The sequence below is a fragment of the Kribbella sp. NPDC004875 genome (genome assembly GCF_042873375.1).
In the GTDB taxonomy this organism is placed as follows: domain Bacteria; phylum Actinomycetota; class Actinomycetes; order Propionibacteriales; family Kribbellaceae; genus Kribbella.
Genome location: NZ_JBIALI010000006.1, coordinates 1 through 23,088 on the forward strand (window position 1 = coordinate 1; position 23,088 = coordinate 23,088).

General features: G+C 69.8%; 15 protein-coding genes and 1 pseudogene. 10 read left to right on the plus strand and 6 right to left on the minus strand.

The genetic code is table 11. From position 1 onward, the window contains the following. Positions 1–410: pseudogene (locus ACFYRH_RS30510) on the minus strand (hypothetical protein); the annotation flags it as partial. Between the two features lie 178 nt (positions 411–588). On the opposite strand from ACFYRH_RS30510, the gene ACFYRH_RS30515 reads away from it, so the two are divergent. After that, a complete protein-coding gene (locus ACFYRH_RS30515) occupies positions 589–1,692 on the plus strand; it encodes an epoxide hydrolase family protein (RefSeq protein ID WP_387782562.1) in 1,104 nt (367 codons plus the stop codon). A 7-nt stretch (positions 1,693–1,699) separates the two neighbouring features. Here ACFYRH_RS30515 and ACFYRH_RS30520 read toward each other — a convergent pair whose 3' ends face one another. Next, the gene (locus tag ACFYRH_RS30520) at positions 1,700–3,838 is read right to left on the minus strand and encodes an MMPL family transporter (protein ID WP_387782564.1); all 2,139 of its coding nucleotides are present in this window, start codon (positions 3,836–3,838) and stop codon (positions 1,700–1,702) included. Positions 3,839–3,985: 147 nt separating this feature from the next. Between ACFYRH_RS30520 and ACFYRH_RS30525 the strand changes: the two genes are divergently transcribed. From ACFYRH_RS30525 to ACFYRH_RS30550, 6 genes are read left to right on the plus strand one after another with little or no spacing between them, the layout of a single operon-like run. Then, on the plus strand, positions 3,986–5,353 hold the full coding sequence (locus ACFYRH_RS30525) for an MFS transporter (RefSeq protein ID WP_387782566.1): 1,368 nt from the start codon (positions 3,986–3,988) through the stop codon (positions 5,351–5,353). Next, the gene (locus ACFYRH_RS30530) at positions 5,350–7,482 is read left to right on the plus strand and encodes a molybdopterin oxidoreductase family protein (RefSeq protein ID WP_387782568.1); all 2,133 of its coding nucleotides are present in this window, start codon (positions 5,350–5,352) and stop codon (positions 7,480–7,482) included. The genes ACFYRH_RS30525 and ACFYRH_RS30530 overlap by 4 nt, the downstream gene beginning before the upstream one ends. Further along, positions 7,479–11,321 carry a nitrite reductase large subunit NirB gene (nirB, locus tag ACFYRH_RS30535; RefSeq protein ID WP_387782570.1) on the plus strand — a complete coding sequence of 1,281 codons (3,843 nt, stop codon included), beginning with the start codon at positions 7,479–7,481 and terminating at the stop codon, positions 11,319–11,321. Before ACFYRH_RS30530 ends, nirB begins: the two co-directional genes overlap by 4 nt. Then, positions 11,318–11,662 carry a nitrite reductase small subunit NirD gene (gene nirD, locus ACFYRH_RS30540; protein ID WP_387782571.1) on the plus strand — a complete coding sequence of 115 codons (345 nt, stop codon included), beginning with the start codon at positions 11,318–11,320 and terminating at the stop codon, positions 11,660–11,662. The genes nirB and nirD overlap by 4 nt, the downstream gene beginning before the upstream one ends. Then, entirely contained in the window at positions 11,652–12,779 is a 1,128-nt protein-coding gene (locus ACFYRH_RS30545) for a uroporphyrinogen-III synthase (RefSeq protein ID WP_387782573.1), read from the plus strand. The genes nirD and ACFYRH_RS30545 overlap by 11 nt, the downstream gene beginning before the upstream one ends. Beyond that, a complete protein-coding gene (locus tag ACFYRH_RS30550; RefSeq protein WP_387782575.1) occupies positions 12,776–13,459 on the plus strand; it encodes a sirohydrochlorin chelatase in 684 nt (227 codons plus the stop codon). Before ACFYRH_RS30545 ends, ACFYRH_RS30550 begins: the two co-directional genes overlap by 4 nt. On the opposite strand, the gene ACFYRH_RS30555 is transcribed toward ACFYRH_RS30550, so the two are convergent. The 4 genes from ACFYRH_RS30555 to ACFYRH_RS30570 form a co-directional block, all read right to left on the minus strand. Beyond that, positions 13,442–15,220 carry a SulP family inorganic anion transporter gene (locus ACFYRH_RS30555; protein WP_387782577.1) on the minus strand — a complete coding sequence of 593 codons (1,779 nt, stop codon included), beginning with the start codon at positions 15,218–15,220 and terminating at the stop codon, positions 13,442–13,444. The genes ACFYRH_RS30550 and ACFYRH_RS30555 overlap by 18 nt on opposite strands. A gap of 6 nt (positions 15,221–15,226) precedes the next feature. Next, positions 15,227–16,159: a PPK2 family polyphosphate kinase gene (locus ACFYRH_RS30560; protein ID WP_387782579.1), complete on the minus strand. Its 933-nt coding sequence runs from the start codon at positions 16,157–16,159 to the stop codon at positions 15,227–15,229. Further along, positions 16,156–18,951, minus strand: a complete 2,796-nt coding sequence (locus ACFYRH_RS30565; protein WP_387782581.1) for a cation-translocating P-type ATPase — start codon at positions 18,949–18,951, stop codon at positions 16,156–16,158. Before ACFYRH_RS30565 ends, ACFYRH_RS30560 begins: the two co-directional genes overlap by 4 nt. A gap of 134 nt (positions 18,952–19,085) precedes the next feature. Next, positions 19,086–19,487 carry a MerR family DNA-binding transcriptional regulator gene (locus ACFYRH_RS30570; protein WP_387782583.1) on the minus strand — a complete coding sequence of 134 codons (402 nt, stop codon included), beginning with the start codon at positions 19,485–19,487 and terminating at the stop codon, positions 19,086–19,088. Between the two features lie 52 nt (positions 19,488–19,539). Here ACFYRH_RS30570 and ACFYRH_RS30575 point away from each other — a divergent pair, with 52 nt between their 5' ends. From ACFYRH_RS30575 to ACFYRH_RS30585, 3 genes are read left to right on the plus strand one after another with little or no spacing between them, the layout of a single operon-like run. Continuing rightward, positions 19,540–20,703: an acyl-CoA dehydrogenase family protein gene (locus ACFYRH_RS30575; RefSeq protein WP_387782585.1), complete on the plus strand. Its 1,164-nt coding sequence runs from the start codon at positions 19,540–19,542 to the stop codon at positions 20,701–20,703. Positions 20,704–20,710: 7 nt separating this feature from the next. Beyond that, the gene (locus ACFYRH_RS30580) at positions 20,711–22,240 is read left to right on the plus strand and encodes an acyl-CoA carboxylase subunit beta (RefSeq protein WP_387782586.1); all 1,530 of its coding nucleotides are present in this window, start codon (positions 20,711–20,713) and stop codon (positions 22,238–22,240) included. A gap of 14 nt (positions 22,241–22,254) precedes the next feature. Continuing rightward, complete coding sequence (locus ACFYRH_RS30585) at positions 22,255–23,031, plus strand: HpcH/HpaI aldolase/citrate lyase family protein (RefSeq protein WP_387782588.1); 777 nt, start codon at positions 22,255–22,257, stop codon at positions 23,029–23,031. Positions 23,032–23,088: the final 57 nt, after the last annotated feature.

Here is a 23,088-nt window from a genome sequence, read left to right on the forward strand (position 1 = left end):
AGTTTCCGGCAGGCGGCCGCGATCTGGCGGGCTTTCCATGGTGTGGCGTCGCCGGATTGGACGCGGGCCCAGGTGAACGGGAACCGGTGCCGCAGGGCGAGCGCTTCGCCGAGGAATCTCGCGCCGACCATCGGGGAGATCCCGAGGACGACGGCGAACTCGGCGATCGCGAACTCCATGATCGGTGGGCAGCCGTCGCCGCCCAGCACGACCGATCGTTCGCGGCCGTCGCCGGCGCGGCGGCCGCGAACGGGCAGCCTGTCGTTGCGGGCGCTGGGATGGAACCGGTCGGCGTAGATCTGAGCGTGCTCCAGCAGCCGCGCGTCGGCCCGGTTGGCGATCGCGCGGTGCGCGGCGGCCGACTCCAGCAGGTCGGCCGTCGCGAGCTCACTCAATTCATTCTCGAACATGTGTTCGATTCTATGCCACCGGGATCGCTCAGCCAAACCCGGACATCCACAAAACCCTTACCTGTAAGGGATCCCGTCGGTCGAGGCACTGCCCGCGCCAACTGGGTGCGGCAAATGTCGAGGTGGCTCCGGCCGCTACGACCTTGTTGTGAAAGCGTCCGATGAGCGAAGGATGAGCATGAACACCATCAGTCCGTTTCGTATCGAGGTACCGCAGCGGGAGTTGGATGACCTTCAGCAGCGGCTGGAGCGGGGGCGGTTCGCCGAGGAGCTACCGGATTCAGGGTGGGACTACGGCGTACCGGTGGCGTATGTGCGGGATCTCGTCGCCCACTGGCGTACGGAGTACGACTGGCGCGCGTGGGAGGCCAGACTCAACAGGTACCCGCAGTTCACGACAGTGATCGACGGCCAGCGGATCCATTTCCTGCAGGTGTGGTCGCCGGAGCCGGACGCGAGGCCGCTGATCCTCAGCCACGGGTGGCCGGGTTCGGTTGCCGAGTTCCTCGACGTGATCGGACCGCTGACCGATCCGCGCGCGCACGGTGGCGATCCGGCGACGGCCTTTCATCTGGTCGTTCCCTCGCTACCGGGATTCGGGTTCTCCGGGCCGACCACCGAGCGGGGCTGGGGGCCGCGGCGGATCGCGGCGGCCTGGGCGGAGCTGATGGCCCGGCTCGGGTACGAGCGCTACTGCGTGGCCGGTAACGACTGGGGAACCTTCGTCTCGTTCGAGCTCGGCAGGATCGCACCGGAGCGGGTCGTCGGGGTGCACGTGACGCAGATCTTCACCGGTCCCGCCGGCGAGCCGGGCGAGCTGGACAACCTCACCGATGACGAGCAGGCCGCCCTGGACAACGAGCGCGAGTTCGAGCAGACCATGAGTGCGTACGGCGTACTCCAGGCGCAGCAACCGCAGTCGCTCGCGCACGCGCTGGCGGATTCGCCGATAGGTCTGCTCGGCTGGCATTGCCTGATCTACCGCGGCGGCCTGGACCCGGACTTCATCCTGACCAACGTGATGATCCACTGGCTCACCGGCACCGTCGCCTCAGCGATGCGCATCTACTACGAGTTCGCCCGTCAGGACGGTCCTGTGGTCCCGACGACCTTTCCGGTGGCTCTGGCCCAATTCAGCCGGGACACCATGCCGATCCGGCGCTTCGTCCATCGCGACCACCGGAACCTCGTGTCCTGGAACGTCTTCGACCGGCCCGGCCACTTCGCCGCGACCCAGTCGCCGGACCTGCTGGTCGCCGACATCCGGAAGTTCTTCAGGTGAGTGCGGGCTACGCATCCTCTTCTTGTGCGGCGCGGGAGAGTTTGCTCGGCCACCAGATCCTCTTGCCGATGTCGTAGGCGGCCGACGGGACGAGCAGCGAGCGGACGACCGTCGTGTCGAGGAGTACGCCGAAGGCGACCATGAACGCGATCTGGACCAGGAACAGGATCGGCAGCACGGCAAGCGCCGAGAACGTCGCCGCCAGTACGACGCCGGCCGAGGTGATGACGCCGCCCGTGACGGCCAGCCCCATCAGGATGCCCTGCCGGGTGTCGTACGCCTGCGCCTCCTCGCGTACCCGGGTCATCAGGAAGATCGAATAATCGATGCCCAGGGCAACCAGGAAGACGAACGCGTACAACGGGATGCCCGGGTCGGCGCCCGGGAAGCCGAAGACGTGGTTGAACACCACCGCGCTGACCCCGACGGTCGCCCCGAACGAGAGCACGTTGGCGATCACCAGCAGCACCGCCGCGACCAGCGAGCGCAGCAGCAGCATCAGGACGACGAAGATCACCGCGAGGATCGTCGGGATGATCACCCGCAGGTCGCGTTGCGCGGCGTCCAGGACGTCCAGGTTGATGGCGGTGTTGCCGCCGACCAGGATGTCCGGGTTGACCGTGTCCAGCTCGCTCCGCAGGTGTTTCACCACCTTGGTCGCCGCGGGCGAATCGGCCGGCACGGTCAGCGTGGCCTGCACCAGGACCTTGCCGTCGACGACCTTCGGCGGTACGCCGGGTGCGATCGAGGCGGACGCCGCGCCGACACCGTCGACCTTGGTCGCGGTCTGGACCACTTGGTCGACCTGCGCGACCGGCGTGAGGATCTGCACCGGCGTACCGGCGCCGGCGTCGAAGTGTCTGGCGAGCTGCTCCTGCCCGGTGACGGACTCGACCTTGTTGAGGAACAGGTCTTCCTGGGACGTGCCGCTCGCCTTGAACGTCGGCAGGAACGCCGCACACGCGAGCAGGGCGAGCGCGGTGATCACCCAGACCCGGCGGGCGCGGGTGCCGACCAGTGCGGAGACGCGGCCCCAGAGCCGGCGTCCGCCGACCTGGTCGGCGGAGTGCACGTGGTCGACGCGGGGGATCGCCGGCCAGAAGATCCGGCGGCCGAACGCGAGCAGGACCGCGGGCAGGAAGGTCATCGCCGCGATGAAGGCGCCGGCGATCCCGAAGGCGCCGACCGGGCCGAGACCCTTCGTGCTGCCGAGCTGGGAGAGCAGCAGGCAGAGCAGACCGAGGATGACGGTCGCCGCGCTGGCCGCGATCGGCTCGATCGACGCCCGCCAGGCCACCCGCATCGCCTCGTACTTGCTCTCGTAGTCGTGCAGCTCCTCCTTGTACCGGGAGACCAGGAGCAACGAGTAGTCGGTCGCGGCGCCGACGACGAGGATGAACAGGATGCCCTGGCTCTGCCCGTTCAGCTGGAGTACGCCGTGCTTCGCGAGCGGGTAGACGATCAGGGCGGCCAGTGCGAGACCGAAGACCGCGGTGAGCAGAACGGCGATCGGCAGGATCGGGCTCCGGTAGACGATCAGCAGGATCACGAAGACCACGGCGAGGGCGACCCCGAGCAGGATCCCGTCGATCCCGCTGAACGCGACCACGAAGTCCGCGAACACGCCGCCGGGGCCGGTCACGTACACCTGCAGACCAGTGGGTGTGAGGTCTTTCTTGATCTGGTTCCGGAGTCCGTCCGCGACCGTGAACAGCACGGTCTTGCCCTGTCCGGCGACCTCGTCGGCACGGTCGCCGTTGGTCTGGACGGTGATCAGCAGGGCCTTCCCGTCGCGGGACGGAACCGGCTCACCGACCGGCGCGACCAGGTACTCGCCGAGCTTCTTCCCGTTCCCGACGTCCAGGCCCGGGATCGTCGCGATGAACGCCTTGACCTTGGCCAGGTCCTGCGGGGTGATCCCGGATTCGCGCTCCACCAGCACGAAGTACGGCAGCGCCTTGGAGTCGACGAACTTGGCCGACTCGTTGGCCACCACCGTCGACTCGGCCTGTTTCGGGAGGAAGTTGGCGTTGTCGTTCTGCTGGACCTCGCTGAGTTTGCTCACCGACGGTCCGCCCAGCGACCCGAGCAGCAGCCAGACGATCAGTACGGCGGCGATCCCCGCGCGCCACATCCACCGGTTCACGTGGGCACAGTACCCGGGATCTCTCACCATCCGCCGGTGGGTGTGCGGGAGCCGTTTCGGCGGCGTAACAACAAGATGACTACGCGGAAACACCCCGGTCATAACGTCCAGGCCTAATCGATGAGGTCGGATGATCGGAGACTTGCGATGACGCTCGAGGCACGACAAGCGGCCGTCGCCACCCGCGAGGGCAGTGGCGCGGTGGGCACGGTCGAGGCGCCGCGGCGCGGACGCTGGATCGACGTCTGGGATCCCGAGGACAGCGGTTTCTGGGCCGCGAAGGGGCGGGCGGTCGCGCAGCGGAACCTGTGGCCGTCGATCTTCGCCGAGTTCCTCGGTTTCTCGGTGTGGCAGTTGTGGAGCATCGTCGTGGTGTCGATGCCGAAGGCCGGCTTCACCTACAGCACCGACCAGTTGTTCTGGCTGGTCGCGCTGCCGAGCCTGGTCGGGGCGACGCTGCGGCTGCCGTACACGTTCGCGGTCCCGCGGTTCGGCGGCCGGAACTGGACGGTGTGCTCCGCGCTGCTGCTGCTGATCCCGACCCTGGGACTGTCCTACTTCATGACGCAGCCGGACACGCCGTTCTGGCTGATGGCGCTGGTCGCGGCGACCGCGGGTGTCGGTGGCGGAAACTTCGCCAGCAGCATGACGAACATTTCCTTCTTCTTCCCGGAAAAGGAGAAGGGCTTCGCGCTCGGCGTGAACGCGGCCGGTGGCAACCTCGGTGTCGCCGTGGTGCAGCTGCTGGTGCCGATCGTGATCGTCGCCGGTGCCGGCCTGACGCTGAACCGGTCCGGCCTGATGTGGCTGCCGCTGATCGCGCTGGCCGCGGTCTGGGCCTGGAAGGCGATGGCGAATCTGTCGGTCGCGAACTCCTCGTTCCGTACCTCGGTCGCCGCCGCCAAGCGCCCGCACACCTGGGTGATCTCGTTCCTCTACATCGGCACCTTCGGGTCGTTCATCGGTTTCGGCGCGGCGTTCCCGCTGCTGATCAAGACCACGTTCCCGGACGTCACGCCGGCGCACTACGCGTTCCTCGGCGCCCTGGTCGGCTCGGTCTCGCGGCCGTTCGGCGGCCGGCTGGCGGACCGGGTCGGCGGTGCCTGGGTGACGGTCTGCTCGTTCGTGGTGATGGGTCTCGGTATCGGTTCCGCGATCGTGGCGTTGAAGGCGGAGAGTTTCCCGGCGTTCCTGATCAGTTTCCTGGTGCTGTTCGTCGCCAGCGGGGTCGCGAACGGATCGACGTACCGGATGATTCCGGCGGTCTTCCGGCTCACCACCGCGGACGACCCGGGACGGGCCCGGCGCGAGGCGGCGGCCTGTATCGGGATCGCCTCCGCGGTCGGCGCGTACGGCGGTTTCCTGGTACCGCGCGGGTTCGCGATGTCCACCAGTCACTTCGGCTCGCTGATCCCGGCGCTGTACGTGTTCTGCGGCTTCTACGTGCTGTGCCTCGCGGTGACGTACTTCTGCTACCTGCGCAAGGGCGGCCCGCTCAGCCGGGAGCGCGTGTGACGCCTGAGCCCACGCGAGTCCCTACGCACTGCCCGTACTGCGCTCTGCAGTGCGCCACCACGCTGCACCCGGTCGAGCGGCCGGGTGCGGTGGAGGTGCAGCCACGCGATTTCCCGACCAACCGGGGTGGGCTGTGCCGGAAGGGCTGGACGGCTCCCGACGTACTCACGGTGCCGGATCGGCTCACCGTGCCGCTCGTCCGCAATGCCGCGGGCGAGCTCGAGGAGACGAGCTGGGACGCCGCGCTGGACTTCGTGACCGAGCGGGTCCGGGCTCTGCAAGCCGCCCACGGCCGGGACTCGGTCGCGGTGTTCGGCGGTGGCGGGTTGACGAACGAGAAGGCCTACGCGCTGGGGAAGTTCGCGCGGGTCGCGCTGCGGACGGCGAGCGTGGACTACAACGGCCGGTTCTGTATGTCGTCGGCGGCCGCGGCGACGAACCGGGCCTTCGGGATCGATCGCGGACTGCCGTTCCCGCTGGCCGATCTGAGGACCGCCGGAGCGGTGCTGCTGGTCGGTAGCAACCTCGCGGAGACGATGCCGCCCGCAGTGGCGCATCTGGACGGTGCACGTGGCGCGGGTGGGCTTCTGGTCGTCGACCCGCGTCGCTCCGCCACCGCCGGACTGACCGCGGACGACGCCGGGATTCACCTCAAGGCGACTCCGGGCAGCGACCTGGCGCTGGTACTCGCCCTGACACATGTCGTGCTGCAGGAAGGCCTGGCGGACCGCGATTACCTCAACGACCGCACCGACGATCCGGATGCCCTGATCCGCTCCACGGCCTCCTGGTGGCCCGAGCGGGCGGAACGGGTGACGGGTGTACCGGCCGCAACGATTCGCCGAGCCGCGCGGGTCCTGGCGGCCGCTGCGCCGGTGAACGGTGGCGCCGGCGCGTTCGTCCTCACGGGGCGCGGAGCGGAGCAACACAGCAAGGGGACGGACACCGTCACGGCCTGCATCAACCTCGCGCTGGCGCTCGGGCTGCCTGGTCGGCTGGGGAGCGGATACGGCAGCATCACCGGTCAAGGCAATGGGCAAGGCGGTCGGGAGCACGGTCAGAAGGCTGACCAGCTGCCTGGCTACCGGAGCATCTCGGACCCGGTCGCCCGCGAGTACGTCGCCGGCGTGTGGGGCATCGACCCGGACGAGCTGCCCGGCCCAGGGAAGAGTGCTGTCGAGCTGATCAATTCCTTGGGTACGGCCAACGGTCCGAAGGCCTTGTTCGTGCACGGCAGCAACCTGCTCGTCTCGGCTCCGCACCTGTCATCCGTCCGGGAGCGCCTGTCGTCGCTCGACTTGCTGGTGGTCGCCGACGTGGTGCCGTCGGAGACCGCGCTGCTCGCGGATGTCGTCTTCCCGGTCACCCAGTGGGCCGAAGAGGACGGCACGATGACCTCCCTCGAGGGGCGGGTACTGCGACGGCGCGCCGCGATCGCCGCACCTGGTGAGGTGCGGAGCGATCTCGCGGTGTTCGCGGGAGTCGCCGAGCGGCTGGGGGTTCGGGGGTTCTCGACGGATCCGGCGGAGGTTTTCGAGGAGCTGCGGCAGGCGAGTGCCGGTGGGAAGGCCGACTACTCAGGCGTCACCTGGGACCGGCTGGACGGTGGCGAGGCGTTGTTCTGGCCGGTGCCGCACAACGGGCATCCGGGGACGCCGCGGCTGTTCGCCGACGGTTTCGCGACGGCCGACGGGCGAGCACACGTCGTACCCGTCGACCATCGGCCGGTGGCGGACGATCTCACCACCGACGCCCCGATGTACCTGGTGACTGGACGCTTGTTGCAGCACTACCAGACCGGCGCGCAGACGCGCCGGGTTCCTGAGCTGGTCGAGGCCGAGCCGGAGGTGTTCGCCGAGATTCATCCGCGGGTGGCGGCGCAGCTCGGGATCGGTGACGGGCGGCCGATGCGGTTGCGGACCGCGCGGGGCTCGATGGTGCTGCCGGCGCGCGTGACGGACGACGTCCGGCCGGACACGGTGTTCGTGCCGTTCCACTTCGGTGGCGCGGAGGCGGTCAACGAGCTGACCAACGACGCGCTCGACCCGGTCTCGCGGATGCCCGAGTTCAAGGCGTGTGCCGTCGAGGTCACCGCCGCTGCCCTTCCGGCGACGGGAGTTCCGGCATGAAGGTCGTCATCATCGGCGGTGGGACGGCGGGTCGGCGGCTGGCCGAATTGCTCGGCGACGAATCGTCGTACGACGTGACGCTGCTCGGCGACGAACCGTCGTACAACCGCAGCCGGCTGACTGAGTACGTCGCCGGTCGCGCGGAAGTTGCTGTTGGCAACGAGCCGGTGACGCGCGTGGCCGGCGTGGATCGTGCGCGGCGGGTGGTGGTGGACACCGACGGTCGTGAGTACGCCTACGACCATCTCGTGTTCGCAACGGGTGCCGTACCGCGTGGGGCCGGGCGCGGGCTGTTGCTGCGGTCCTTCGAGGATGCGCGCGCTCTGGTCGCGGCGGCCGGGCGGTCACAGCGAGTTGTCGTGCTCGGTGGCGGGGTGCTCGGCGTCGAGACGGCGTGCGCGCTGCGGGAACGCGGGGTCGCGGTCACGCTGGTGCACGACGGCGGAACGCTGCTGGACAAGACGGTTCGCGCATCGGCGGGTCGGCGGGTGACGCGAGCGGTGCGGCGGCTGGGCGTCGACGTACGACTCAACAGCACGTACGAGGGGACGGATGCCGATCTGCTCGTCGTCGCGTGTGGAGTGCGTCCGCGGACCGAGCTCGCGACCGGGTTGACCGTCCGCACCGGAATCGTCGTGGACGGCACGCTGACGAGCCCGGACGACGAACGGGTGCACGCGATCGGCGACTGTGCCGAGATCGACGGCCGGGTCACCGGCACCGTCGAATCCGCCTGGGCCCACGCGGAAGCGCTGGCGCGGCACCTGACCGGGCAGCCCGTCGAGCTGGCGGAGCACGAGGTCGTGCGGGTGACGGCAGGTGGGCTGGATCTCCTGGTTCTCGGAGACAACGGGGACATGGACGAGGCGGGCGAAGTCGTCCGGCTCGAGGACGAGAACCGGTACGTGCGGGCCGTCCTGCGGGACGGAGTGGTGCGGTCCGCGGTCGTGGTGGGAGCACCTGAGGTGGCCGCGGAGTTGGTGTTGCTGGCGGACCGCGGGACGCCGGTGGTAGCGGACGGGTTGCTTGCCGCACCCGTGCTGCCGAAGAAGAAGGCTGTGGCCGTCTGCAGATGCAACGGCGTGACCCGGGCCGCGATCGAGGCGGCCTTCCGTGGGGGTGCCGACAGTGTCGCCGGCATCGCCGCCACAACGCGGGCGACCACCGGATGCGGCAGTTGCACCGGTGCCGTCGGCGAACTGCTCGACCGCTTCCGGCGCGGCGAGACCGAACCAGTCCCGAGCAGGAGGGCGACGATGGCAGAGCTGAAGAAGGCCAAGCACGTGGTGGTGGTCGGCGGTGGCATGGTGGCGCACCGCCTGGTCGAGGCACTCCGGCAACGCGACACCGGGACCAGTTACCGGATCACGGTGTTCGCCGAGGAGCCGCGGCTCCCGTACGACCGGGTAGCACTGACCAGCTACTTCTCCGGCCGTGACCCGCACGACCTGTCGCTCGGCGACCCCGACCTCTGGGACGACCCGGCGGTGAACCTGCGCAAGGGCGTGCTGATCAGCTCGATCGACACCGCCGCGAAGACCGTCACCACCGCGCGCGGCGAGCAGGTCGGGTACGACGAACTGGTGCTGGCGACCGGCTCCGCGGCCTTCGTCCCGCCGGTGAAGAACAACGACGCGCAAGGCTGCTTCGTCTACCGGACGATCGACGACGTCGCCGCGCTCCGGGTCTACGTGGAGCGGTTGAAGTCCGAGGGCAAGCAGGTCAGCGGTGTCGTCGTCGGCGGCGGTCTGCTCGGTCTGGAGGCGGCCGGTGCGCTGCGGGCGTTGGGTGCGGCGACCAAGGTCGTCGAGTTCGCGCCGCGGCTGATGCCGCTGCAGGTCGACGAGGGCGGTGGGTCGGCGCTGGCTCGGCTGATCGAGGGACTGGACGTCGAGGTGCTCACCGCGACGCAATGCCAGCGGGTGAAGCTGACCTCACAGGGTTCGGCACGCGCGATGGCCGTTGCCGACGGCCCCGATCTGCCGGCCGACGTGGTGGTGTTCGCGGCCGGTGTCCGGCCGCGTGACGAGCTCGGCCGGGCGGCCGGGCTCGAGATCGGCGAACGTGGCGGCGTGGTTGTCGACGAGGCCTGCCGGACGTCGGTGCCCGGCGTCTGGGCGATCGGCGAAGTCGCGTGTATCGAGGGGCGGGTGTGGGGTCTGATCGCGCCCGGCTACACGATGGCCGAGACCGTCGCGGACCGGTTGCTCGGCGGCGCGGCGACCTTCCCCGGCGCGGACACCTCGACCAAGCTGAAACTGCTCGGGGTCGACGTCGCGAGTTTCGGCGACGCGTTCGGCGCGACCGAGGGCGCCCTGGACATCGTGTACGCCGACCCGGTGGCCGGCGTCTACAAGAAACTGGTGCTGTCCGACGACGCGCGGACGTTGCTCGGCGGCATCCTGGTCGGCGACGCGTCGGCGTACTCCGGTCTGCGGCCGATGGTCGGCCGCGAACTCGGTGCGGACCCGGCGGCGTTCCTGCTGCCCGAAGGTGCCGCGCCGGTGCAGCTCGAACTGCCCGACGACGCGCCGGTGTGCTCGTGCAACAACGTGCCGGCAGGGAAGATCCGCTGCGCCGTCCGCGACGAGGGCTGCACCGACATCAAGTCGGTGTGCGGCAAGACCAAGGCCGGCACGAGCTGCGGGTCCTGCCTGCCGATCGTGAAGAACCTGGTCAACAACGAGCTCACCAAGGCCGGTGTCGAGGTCAGCAAGGCGCTCTGCGAGCACTTCGCGCTGAGCCGGGCCGAGCTGTTCGACGTCGTCCGGGTCACCGAGCTGCGGACGTTCAGCGAGATCGTCGAGCGGCACGGGACCGGGCGTGGGTGTGACATCTGCAAGCCGGTGGTGGCGTCGATCCTGGCCAGCACCGACCCGGCTGGGCATGTGCTCGACGGCGAGCGCGCGACGCTGCAGGACACCAACGACCACGTGATGGCCAACATGCAGAAGGACGGCACGTACTCCGTCGTACCGCGGATTCCCGGTGGCGAGATCACGCCGGAGGGCCTGATCACGATCGGCGAGGTGGCGCGGGACTTCGGGCTGTACACGAAGATCACCGGCGGTCAGCGGGTCGACCTGTTCGGGGCCCGGATCGAGCAGTTGCCGGCGATCTGGGCCCGGCTGGTCGACGCCGGGTTCGAGTCCGGGCACGCGTACGGCAAGGCGTTGCGGACGGTGAAGTCCTGCGTCGGGTCGACCTGGTGCCGGTACGGGGTCCAGGACTCGGTGGGCATGGCGATCGCGCTGGAGCTGCGGTACCGCGGACTCCGCTCGCCGCACAAGCTCAAGCTCGGCGTCTCCGGGTGTGCCCGGGAGTGCGCCGAGGCGCGCGGCAAGGACGTCGGCGTGATCGCGACCGAGAAGGGCTGGAACCTGTACGTCGGCGGCAACGGCGGGATGACGCCGCGGCACGCCGAGCTGCTCGCGTCGGACCTGAGCGACGAGGAACTCTTCCAGGCGATCGACCGGTTCCTCATGTACTACATCCGCACGGGCGACCGCCTGCAGCGGACGGCGGTCTGGATGCGCGAGCTCGAGGGCGGGCTCGCGCACGTCCAGGACGTCGTACTGAACGACAGCCTCGGCATCGCCGCCGATCTGGACGCCGCGATGGCCAAGCACGTGGACTCGTACGTCGACGAGTGGCGGGCGACCCTGAACGACCCCGACAAGCTGGCCCGGTTCGTGTCGTTCGTGAACGCGCCGGACCAGCCGGACGCCGACCTGCGGTATGTGGTCGAGCGCAACCAGCCGCGCCCGGCCACCCCGGCCGAGCGCGGGCAGCTGGAGCCGGTGCTGCTGGCCGGCCCCCGATTGGAGGTACGCCGATGAGCGTCACAGCCGTGAGCTCGACAGTGATCTGCCGGTACGACGTCCTGCTCCCCGAGCGTGGTGCCGCCGCGCTCCTCGGGGACGCGCAGATCGCGCTGTTCCGCACCCACGACGGTCAGGTGTTCGCGATCGGCAACCAGGATCCGTTCAGCGGGGCGAACGTGATGTCGCGAGGCATCGTCGGCAGCCGCGGTGACGTACCGACGGTGGCGTCGCCGATGTTCAAGCAGGTGTTCGACCTGCGCACCGGGGTGTGCCTGGACGACCCGGAGACGTCGTTGCCGGTGTACCCGGTGCGGATCGTCGACGGTCAGGTCGTGGTGGGTACCGGTGAGCACTAGGTCCGGCCCGCTGAGCGGCTGCACGATCGCGATCACCGCGCACCGGCGCGCGGAGGACCTGGTCGCGTCGTTCGAACGGCGCGGCGCGAAGGTGCTGCACGCGCCGACGCTGCAGATCGTCCCGGTCGCCGACGACCACGCGCTGCTGGAGGCGACCCGGCGGGTGATCGCGAACCCGCCGGACGACGTGGTGGTGACGACTGCGGTCGGGTTCCGCGGCTGGATCGAGGCGGCCGACACCGCCGGACTGGCGGCGGATCTGCTCGGGACCCTGGAACATTCACGGATCCTGGCGCGCGGTCCGAAAGCGCGCGGCGCGATTCGGGCCGCGGGGCTGGTGGAGCACTGGTCGGCGCGGTCCGAGACCACGGCCGAGGTGGTCGACTGGTTGCGCACCCAAGGCGTCGTGGGGCGGAAGATCGTTGTCCAGCTGCACGGGTTGTCGGATCCGGCGCTGCAGGATGCCTTGCGATCGGCCGGGGGGTCGGTACGCGGGCTGGAGGTGTATCGCTGGGGTCCGGCGCCCGACCCGGCGGTGGTCGAGCGGATGATCTCGCAGATCTGCACGGGAACGGTGGACGCGGTCGTCCACACGTCGGCACCCGGTGCCCAAGCGATGCTCGACGCGGCGGCGCTCAACGGGCAGTACGACGCCTTGGTGTCGGCGCTGCGCACGGGGCGCGTGCTGAACGCCTGCGTCGGCCCGGTGACCGCCGGGCCGTTCGTGGCGCTCGGGCTGGAGCCGCTGGTTCCGGATCGGTACCGGCTCGGTGCGCTGATCCGGATCGTCACCGACCGGCTCACCGATGACAACGCGCGGTCGATCGAGACCGAGTTCGGTCTGCTGGTGATTCGCGGTGGCGCTGCGGTGCTCGACGGTGTCGTACTGCCGCTCGGGCCGGGGCCGCGCGCCGTACTGGCCGCGTTGGTCGCTGCCGGCGGGGACGTGGTCTCACGGCCGGAACTGCTGGCCGTCCTGCCCGGTGCGGAGGACGTCCACGCGGTCGAGGTCACCGTCAACCGGCTGCGGACCGCCGTCGGCCGCCCCGAACTGGTCCGCACGGTGGTCCGCCGCGGTTACCGCCTGGCCGTCGAACCCGCGGGAGTCCCCACATGACCGACCTCGTCGCAGTCGCCCATGGCACCGCGGATCCAGCCGGGATCGCGGTGGTCCACGAGCTGGTGCGCGAGATGGCGCGCCGGCGGCCGGATCTGCCTGTTTCGCTGGGCTTCGTCGACCTCCTGCGGCCGGCCCTTCCCGAACTCGCGCGCCGGGTAGCGACGGATGCCGACGAAGCCGTCCTCGTGCCGCTCCTGCTCAGCTCCGGCTACCACGTGTACGTCGACATCGCCGCCGAAGCTGCTCGCTGTCCGCACAAGCTTCGTGCGGCGGCCGCCCTCGGGCCGGATCCCGTCCTCGCCGACATCCTGGCCGATCGCCTCGGGGATCTGTCCCGCGTCGATCAGGTCGTCCTCGCCGCGGCGGGTTCGTCCGACCCGCGCGCACTGATGGATTGCGAGGAGACGGCGGAGCTGCTGGCCCGGCGCATCGCCAGACCCGTTGCCGTCGGCTACCTTTCCGGGGCCGGCGAACGCCTGTCGGCGGTCCTGTCCCGCGGGCGCGGGCGCGTCGCGGTGGCGACGTACCTGCTGGCCCCTGGGTTCTTCGCCGGCCGGGTCCGCCGACTGGCCGGGTCGCGGTTCGTCAGCCCGCCGCTCGGCGCCGACCCGCGGCTGGCCGAACTCGCCCTGCATCGCTACGACGCGGCCGTCCGAACGTCAGCGGTCGCCGTCTGACGGGCGGGTGACTCCCCGGTTGTCCGGTGCGCGCCAGGTCGCGCCGGTCTGCCGGACGTACTCGGCGACGGCCTCGTCCAGGGTCGGCAGGAAGTGCCGCGGGTCGATCGTCCGGGTCAGCTCGTAGCGCTCGATCTTCGCGCGCACCGGATCCTTCATCTCCGCGAACACCAGCGAGATGCCGCGCTCGTTGAGCCATCCGTCCAGCTCCTGCAGCATGTCGGACGCGGTCGTGTCCACGTCGGTGATGGGCTCCGCGGCCACGATGATCCACTGCAGGTCCGGATCGTCCTCGGCCAGCTCACGGATCTTCTCGCCGAACATCCGCGCGTTCGCGAAGATCAGCGGCGCGTCGAAACGGTAGACGACCAGGCCGGGCAGCAGGTCCGCGTCGGGGTAGCTCCTGGTGTCATGTAGACCCGCGACGCCCTGCACCCGGCCGAGTTCGGCCTGGTGCGGCCACCAGGTCCGGCGGAACACGTTCAGGATCGACAGCGCGACCGCGATCAGGATGCCGGGCAGTACACCGAGCAACGCGACGCCGAGCAGCGCGGCGATGGACAGCCAGAACTCCGTGCGGCGTTGGTGCCAGAGCCTGCGGGTCCCGGCGAGGTCGGCCAGCGACAACGCGGCGGCGATCACGATCGCGCCCAGGGTCGGCTGCGGTACGTACTGCATCACCGAGGTCGCGAAGAGCAGCACCACGGTGATGGTCGCGGCGCCGACGACACCGGTCACCTGGGACTTGGACCCGGCCTGCTCGGCTACCGCTGTTCGCGATCCGCTGGTGCTGACCGGGAAGCCCTGGAAGAGCCCGGCCGCGAGGTTGGCGGTGCCGATGCCGATCATCTCCTGGTTCCCGTGGACCCGCTCGCCACGGCGGGCGGCGAACGCGGAGGCCGTGGACATGGTGTCCGCGAGCGCGACGACGGCGATGGCCAGCGCGCCCACGAGCAGTGGTGGCAGATCACCCCAGCTCACGTGCGGAATCGTGAACGGCGGGAAGCCCTCGGGCAGTACGCCGACGGTGTCGACACCGTGCGACTGCAAGTCGAACACGCCGACCACGACGGCCGCCAGTACGACGACGATCAGGACGCTCGGGAGCTTGGGCAGGAACCGGTTCAGCAGCAGGATGCCGGCCAGCGATGCGACTCCCAGGGCCGCGGCCGTCGCGTTCGCCTTCCCGTCCGCGAGCCCCGACACGAAGGCCCGGAACTCGGCGATCAGCCCGTCGGCATCCACCGAGAACCCGAACAGCTTCGCCAGTTGACCGACGATGATGGTCAGCGCGAGCCCGTTCAGGTAGCCGATCTGGGTCGGCTTCGACAACAGGTCCGCGACGAACCCGAAGCGGGCCAGTCCGGCGACGACCATCACCACGCCGACCATCAAGGCCAGCATCGAGGCGAGCGCGATCGCCCGCTCCGGGTCACCGTTCGCGAGCAGCAGCGGCGCGATCGTCGCCGCGATCATCGGTCCCAGTGACGAATCGGGGCCGAGCACCAGCACTTTGGACGGACCGAAGACCGCATAGCCGAGCAGGCACAGGATCGAGGTGTAGAGACCGGTCACCGGTGGCAGTCCGGCGAGTTGGGCGTACGCCATCCCCTGCGGTACGAGCAGCGCCGACAGGACCAGGCCGGCGACGACGTCCTTCGGCAACCACGATCGCTGGTACGACCTGGCCAGCTCGACTCCGGGAACGAACTCCCGCCATCGCGGCGGTTCGTCCTCGGGACGGGCGGTCGGCGTGGCCATCGCGGCCTAGCCGGCTTCGAACGGGTCGGGCGCGGCGCCCGCCGGCGACTGCGCCTCGAGAGTCTCCTTGATCTTCAGCAGCCGCCGGCGCGCATCGCTGTCGATGGTCGGGAACCGCGGATCGAGCTCGATCAGCGCGTTGGCGATCACCGCCGCGGCGGCGATCCGCGCGTACCACTTGCGGTCGGCCGGGATCACGTACCAGGGCGCCCACCGGGTGCTGGTGTTGGACAGCATCTTCGAGAACGCCCGCTGGTAGGAGTCCCAGTACTCCCGTTCGCGGACGTCGGCCGCGGAGAACTTCCAGTTGTGGTCCGGGAGGTCGATGCGCCGCAGGAAGCGGATCCGCTGTTCCTCGTTCGACAGGTTCAGGAACAGCTTGACGATCTTGGTGCCGTTGCGGCTGAGGGTCCGCTCCCACTCGTTGATCTCGTGGAACCGTCGCCGCCAGACCCCTTTGCCGCGGGCGCTCCGCGGCAGGTGCTGGCGCTCGAGCAGTTCCGGATGCACGCGGACGACGAGCACCTCCTCGTAGTGCGAGCGGTTGAAGATCGCGATCTTGCCGCGCTCGGGAAGTTGCAGCCCGTAGCGCCACAGATAGTCGTGATCCAGCTCCTCGCTGGACGGCACCTTGAAGCCGTGCACATCGACACCCTGCGGGTTGACCCCGGTCATCACGTGCCGGATGGTCCCGTCCTTGCCGCCGGCATCGAGCGCCTGCAGGACCACGAGTACGCCGTGGGTGTGCTGGGCGTACAGCTTCGCCTGGTACTCGGCCAGTAGTTCGGTCCCCTCGGACAGCAGTTGCCGGCCCTTCTTCTTGGAGTGGACGGTGCCCCGGAAGGCCGGGTCGAAGTCCTTCGCCAGCCTGACCTTCGAGCCGGGGTCGACTCGGAGCGGCTCGATGAAATCGGCGATCCGTTGCTCCCGTGATGTCATGCGTTCCCCCTGACCTCGGACCTGCTGCGGGCCCGTTGCGGCGCGACGGCGTACTCCGGGCTCAGCGTCGCCGGGCGCGGGTTCCGGCGCCTCCTGATCGCCTTGGCCACCTCGACGACGATCGGCAGGATCGCGGCGAGGCCGGCGCAGGTGAGCCACTGGCGCGGACTCAGGGTCTGGGTGAGCAGCCCGTGCTGGAGCGTCGGGAGTTGCGTACCCAGGAAGAGCAGGACGAACGAGATCAGTCCGATCCCCACGGCCTTGACGATCGGTGCGGCCAGGCCGCTGGCGGGGTCGCGCCGGTTGACGAGCGCGTTGAAGATCGTCCCCAGCCCCAGCACCACGAACGTCATGGTCATCGACGCGCTGGGGTGGTCGGGGCTCGGATCGTCCGGTCCCGCGACCAGCGGACCGAGCGCGGCCAGGAACAGCACCAAGGCATAGCCGAGCCACATCGTCACCGCACCCCGGTTCGTGATCGGTACGGCGGGATCGCGCGGCGGCCGGTGCATCACGTCGGGATCGCCCGGGTCGACCGCGATGATCACCACTCCCACCGCGGTGGCGACGAACAGCAGGTACAGCACCATCGACGGTGTCATCGCCACGCCCTGGTTGATGTCGAACACCGAAGCGGCGAGGTACAGCAGGACCAGCGCCAGCAGTTGCGTCATCTGGTACCGCACGTACGACACGACCTTGTCGTAGACGCGGCGGCCGATCTCCACGGCGTGGACGAGGGTGCCGAAGTTGTCGTCGGTGAGCACCATCCGCGCGGCCTGCTTGGTGACCTCGCTCCCGGTTCCCATCGCGACCCCGATGTCGGCCTGCTTGAGCGCGGCCGCGTCGTTGACCGCGTCACCGGTCATCGCCACGATCAGCCCGAGTTCCTGCATGGCCCGCGCGAGCCGCAACTTGTCCTGTGGCGTGACCCGCCCGAACACGTGCAACTGCGGCAGCCGCTGCTTCAGCTCGTCGTCGCTCATCGCCTGCAACTCCGTGCCGCTGACCGCTCCCGGACCGAGGCCGAGCTCGCCCCCGATCGCCTGCGCGGTGATCGCGTGGTCACCGGTGATCATCCGTACGTCGATGCCGGCCGTGAGCGCCGTGCGGACCGCGTCCTTGGCTTCTGCCCGCAGCGGGTCGATGATGCCCGCCAGTCCGACGAACGACAGGCCTTGGGTCAGCGACATCGGATCGCTGGTCATCGCGGCCTGTTCGTCGTCGGCGACCAGGCGGGCGGCGAACGCGAGGACCCGCAGGCCCTGCTGTCCCATCCGCAGGTTGGCGTCGTCGATCCCGGCGCGTGCCTCCGCGATCGGCAGTTGCGAGCCGCTCAACGGGCCACCGGCCTGGGTACACCGCGCGACGACGACGTCCGGCGCTCCCTTGACCAGCTCGATGAGGTGCTCCACGCCGTCGACGGTCGCCCGGTGGAACGTCGCCATGAACTTGTACTCGGAGTCGAACGGGACCTCGGCCAGCCGCGGGTACGCCTGGCGGGTCTGCTCCGCGTCGATGCCGAGCTTCGCGGCCAGCACCACCAGCGCCGCCTCGGTGGGGTCACCGATCACCGACCCGTCGTCGTCGACGACCGCGTCGCTGTCGAGCGCCAGCCCGAGACCGAGGCGGCTGAAGTCGGGCACCGGGGTGCCGGCCACCGAACGGATCGCGCCGCTCTTGCGGTAGCCCTCGCCGTCGACGGTGAACCAGGATCCGCTCGCGTACAGCGTGGACACCATCATCTGGTTCAGCGTCAGCGTCCCGGTCTTGTCGGTGTTGATCGCGCTGGTCGCGCCGAGCGTCTCGACATCGGTGAGGTTCTTCACCACCGCCTTGGACGTGGCCAGCTCCTTCGCGCCCAGTGAGAGCAGGCCGGACACGAACGCCGGCATACCGGTCGGGATCGCCGAGATCGCCATCGCGGTACCGAGCAGCAGCAGGTCCTTGCCCGGAACGCCGCGGATCAGCCCGGCGATCACGATCACCGCGACCGCGCCCCAGGCGATGATCGCGAGGACCTTCGTCAGCGAGTCCAGCTCGCGCTGCAACGGCGATCGGGTGCGCTTCACCGAGGTGAGCATCTCCGCGATCTGGCCCATCTGCGTCTGCATCCCGGTCGCGGTGACCAAGATCGTGCCGGTGCCGCGGGTGACCGAGGTGTTCTGGAACAGCATGTCGGTCTGGTCGCCCAGCGAGACGTCGTCGCCCGCGAGTGCGCCGGCGTCCTTGGCGACCGGGGCGCTCTCGCCGGTGAGCGCCGCCTCCTGTGCCTCCAGCGTCGCGGACCGGACGATCCGTCCGTCAGCCGGCACGATGTCGCCGGCCTCGACCTCGACCAGGTCGCCCGGGACCAACTGGGTGGCGGGAACCAGCGTGACGTCGCCGTCGCGGGTCACCCGGGCCTGCGGCACCTGCATCTTGGACAGCGCGTCCACACTGGCCCGCGCGGTCAGCTCCTGGCGGGTGCCGAGACCGATGTTCAGCAGGATCAGCAGGGCGACGAGGATCGCGGTGGAGATCTCGGCGATCAGCAGGCTGACCACCACGACGGCGATCAGCATCAGGTTCATCGGGTCGCGGACCTGGGCGAGCGCGACTGCCCAGATCGAGGGCGGCTTCTCGGCCGCGATCTCGTTCGGGCCGTACGACGAGAGCCGATCGGCCGCCGCGGATCCGGACAATCCGGCGGTCGCGTCGGACCCGGCCGCGGCGATCACCGCGGCCGCGTCCAGCGCGTACGCCGGCCGCTCGGTGCCGGTCGATGGCGCTGTCATACCGGTCTCGCTCACGAGTTCTCCCTCCGTCGCATGGACGGCGGCCCCGTTCCTCACGGTAATCCCGGCGTCGCCTCCCGCCCATCGTCCGTACTGGGGGAGACCAGGCCGGGAAGATTGTGCTGGGGCGACGCCCGCCCGGGGGAGATTCAGCGCGTGCGCAGCGCCTCGAGGTCGGCCTGACAGCGGGCCTCCACCTCGGCGAGGTCCTTCAGGGCGTCCTCGATGTCCTGGCGGCGTTGCTCCAGCTCGGCGCGGCGGTGCGCGATCTGCTCCAGGAGGTAGACGAGCTGGCCTTCCTCGCCGGGCTCGGCGTCGTACATGTCGACGATCTTCGCGATCTCGCCGAGCGAGAAGCCGAGCCGCTTGCCGCGCAGGATCAGGCCGAGGCGGACCTTGTCGCGCGAGTGGTAGACGCGTGCCGTACCGCGGCGTTCGGGGGAGAGCAGGCCGCGGTCCTCGTAGAACCTGATCGTGCGGAGACTGACGTCGTACTCGGCGGCCAGCTCGGCGATCGACCAGGTCTCCGACGGCACCTGGCTGTTGTGCATGGGCCTAGCGTGCTTTACGTTTACGTAAGCGTCAAGCACGAAGGGGTGCCGCATGTTCGAGTTGTCCGCGGAGCATCAGGAGTTCCGCCGTAGCGTCCGGGACTTCGCCGAGGCGGAGATCGCGCCGCACGCCGCGGAGTGGGATCGCAAGCACTACTTCCCGGTGGAGGTCGTGCAGAAGATGGGGCGCCTCGGGCTGTTCGGGCTGACCGCGCCGGAGGAGTACGGCGGCGCCGGCGGCGACTTCACCAGCCTGTGCGTGGCGATCGAGGAGATCTCCCGCGCCGACCAGTCGATGGGCATCACGCTGGAGGCGGCGGTCGGGCTGGGGATCAACCCGATCCTCACCTACGGCACCGACGAGCAGAAGGCCACCTGGCTGCCCGACCTGGTCGCGGGCCGCACGCTGGCCGGGTTCGGCCTGACCGAGCCGGAGTCCGGGTCGGACGCCGGCGCCACCAAGACCCGCGCGGTGCTCGACGGCGGCGAGTGGGTGATCGACGGCTCGAAGCAGTTCATCACCAACTCCGGCTCGTCGATCACGTCCTGTGTCACGGTCACCGCGCGCACCGGGGAGCGTCCGGACGGTAAGCCGGAGATCTCCACGATCATCGTCCCGACCGGTACGCCGGGGTTCACCGCGGAAGCGGCGTACGACAAGCTCGGGTGGCACGCGTCCGACACCCACCCGCTGTCTTTCGTGAACTGCCGCGTCCCCGAGGCGAACCTGCTCGGTCAGCGCGGTAAGGGGTTCGGGCAGTTCCTGGCCACGCTCGACGACGGACGGGTGGCGATCGCGGCCGTCGCGCTCGGCTGCATCCGCGCGTGCCTCGAGATGTCGGTCCAGTACGCCGGTGAGCGGCAGACCTTCGGCGGACCGATCGGCCGCAAGCAGGGCGTGGCGTTCCAGATCGCCGACCTGAAGGTGATGGCCGACGCCACCGAGCTTCTGGTCTACCGCGCTGCGGCGCTGAAGGACGCCGGCGCCTCGATGGCCGACTTCAAGCAGGCGGCGTCCGTTGCCAAGCTGTACGCGACCGAGTCCGCGGTGACCGCTACCAGGATCGCCACCCAGGTCTTCGGCGGCTACGGCTTCATGGAGGAGTATCCGGTCACCCGCTTCTACCGCGACGCCAAGATCCTCGAGATCGGCGAGGGTACGTCGGAGGTGCAGCGCATGCTGATCGCCCGGTCCCTCGGTCTCCCGGTGGAATGATGCAGGTATGACGCACGACCACTGGACCGAGGTCAAGGTCGCTCGGGAGGCCACGCTCGCTCCGCCGGAGAAGGCCAAGGCGAAGCTGGACAGTCAGAACAAGCTGTACGTCCGCGACCGGATCGCGCTGCTCGTCGACGAGGGCAGCTTCGTCGAGGACGCGCAGCTCGCCAACGCACTGAAGCCTGGCCTGCCCGCGGACGGCGTGGTCACGGGCCGGGCCCTGGTCGACGGCCGGCCGGCGTTGCTGGTCGCGAACGACCCGACCGTGAAGGCCGGCTCCTGGGGTGCCCGGACGGTCGAGAAGATCGTCCGGATCACCGAGGTCGCACTCCGCGACGAGCTGCCGATCTTCTGGCTGATCGACTCCGCGGGCGCGCGGATCACGGACCAGGTGGAGCTGTTCCCGGGCCGCCGCGGCGCGGGCCGGATCTTCCACAACCAGGTCGCGCTGTCCGGCAAGGTCCCGCAGATCTGCTGCCTGTTCGGCCCGTCGGCCGCGGGTGGCGCGTACATCCCGGCGTTCTGCGACATCGTGATCATGGTCGACGGCAACGCCTCGATGTACCTCGGTTCGCCGCGGATGGCCGAGATGGTCGTCGGCGAGAAGGTCACGCTGGAGGAGATGGGCGGCGCCCGGATGCACACCAGCGTCTCCGGCTGCGGTGACCTGCTGGCGAGCGACGACACCGAGGCGATCGAGCTGGCGAAGCAGTACTTCTCCTACCTGCCCGGTTCGTGGCGCTCGCGACCCCCGTCGTACGACGCCGCCGAGCCGGCCCGGGACTTCACCCGGGACCTGGTGCCGGCCGAGGAGAGTATCGGGTTCGACATCCACGACGTGATCGACGCGGTCCTGGACGCGGACACGTTCTTCGAGATCAAGCCGGCGTACGCGCCGGAGTTGGTGGTCGGGTTCGGGCTGCTGGCCGGTCAGGTGGTCGGGATCGTCGCGAACCAGCCGGCGGTGAAGGGCGGCGTCCTGTTCGTCGACTCGGCGGACAAGGCGGCGCGGTTCATCTGGCTGTGCGACGCGTTCAACGTGCCGCTGGTCTACCTGTGTGACGTGCCCGGGTTCATGATCGGCAGTGAGGTCGAGCGGGCGGGCATCATCCGGCACGGCGCGAAGATGATCACCGCGGTGTCGGAGGCGACCGTGCCGACGGTGTCGGTGATCGTCCGCAAGGCGTACGGCGCCGGGCTGTACGCGATGTGCGGGCCGGGTTTCTCGCCGGACGCGTGCGTCGCGCTGCCGACCGCGAAGATCGCGGTGATGGGACCAGAGGCGGCGATCAACGCCGTGTACTACAACAAGATCCAGGAGATCGCCGACGAGGGCGAGCGGGTCGAGTACGTCTCCAAGCTCCGCGAGGAGTACGAGACCGACATCGATATCCTCCGGCTGGCCGCGGACCTGGTCATCGACGCGATCGTCGAGCCCGAGAGCCTGCGGACCGACCTGATCGCCCGGCTGGCCGCCGCGCAGTCCAAGGACCGGACGTTCTCGCACCGCAGGCACGGCGTACCGCCGGTGTAGATAGGGTCCGAGCCATGAGTGCAAACGATTTCGCGCTGAAGGTTCGGGGTCGCGAGAAGCTGGTCGGGTACTGGATCACGCTGGATTCGCCGGCGGCGGCCGAGCGGATCGGGCGGCTCGGGTACGACTACGTCGTGCTGGACGGGCAACACGGCCTGATCGGGTACCAAGGCCTCGTCAACGGGCTGCTGGCGATCGACGCGGGTTCGGCGATCGGCCCGCGGCCGTCGGTCGGGCTGGTGCGGGTCGAGGCCAACGACCCGACACCGATCGGGCGGGCGCTGGACGCCGGGGCGACCGGGGTGATCGTGCCGTTGGTCGACAGTGCGGACGACGTGGCCCGGGCGGTGCGCGCGGCGAAGTACCCGCCGGTCGGGGTGCGGTCGTTCGGTCCGATGCGGGCCGCGCTGCGGATCGGACCGGTGCCGGCCGAGAGCAACGACGCGACCGTGGTGCTGGCGATGATCGAGACCCCGCTCGGCCTCGCGAACGTCGCCGAGATCTGCGCGACCCCCGGCCTCGACGGCGTGTACGTCGGGCCTTCGGACCTCAGCCTCGCGCTGGGCGCGCGGTTCCCGGGCGACCCGGATGTCGACGGACCGTTCGAGGAAGCGGTCGCGTTGATCGCGCGGACCGCGCGGGAGGCGGGGATCGCGGCCGGCATCCACACCTTCGACGGGGAGTCGGCGAAGCGGCGGCTGGAGCAGGGGTACAGCTTCGCGACTGTCGCCTCGGATCTCAGCCACCTCGAGGCGATCGCCGCCGCGCACCTGGAAACCGCGCGGTCCTGACGGAACACCTCGACCGGTTCTCGGGTTAGGTTCGGAGACGAGCACACCGAGGAGGGC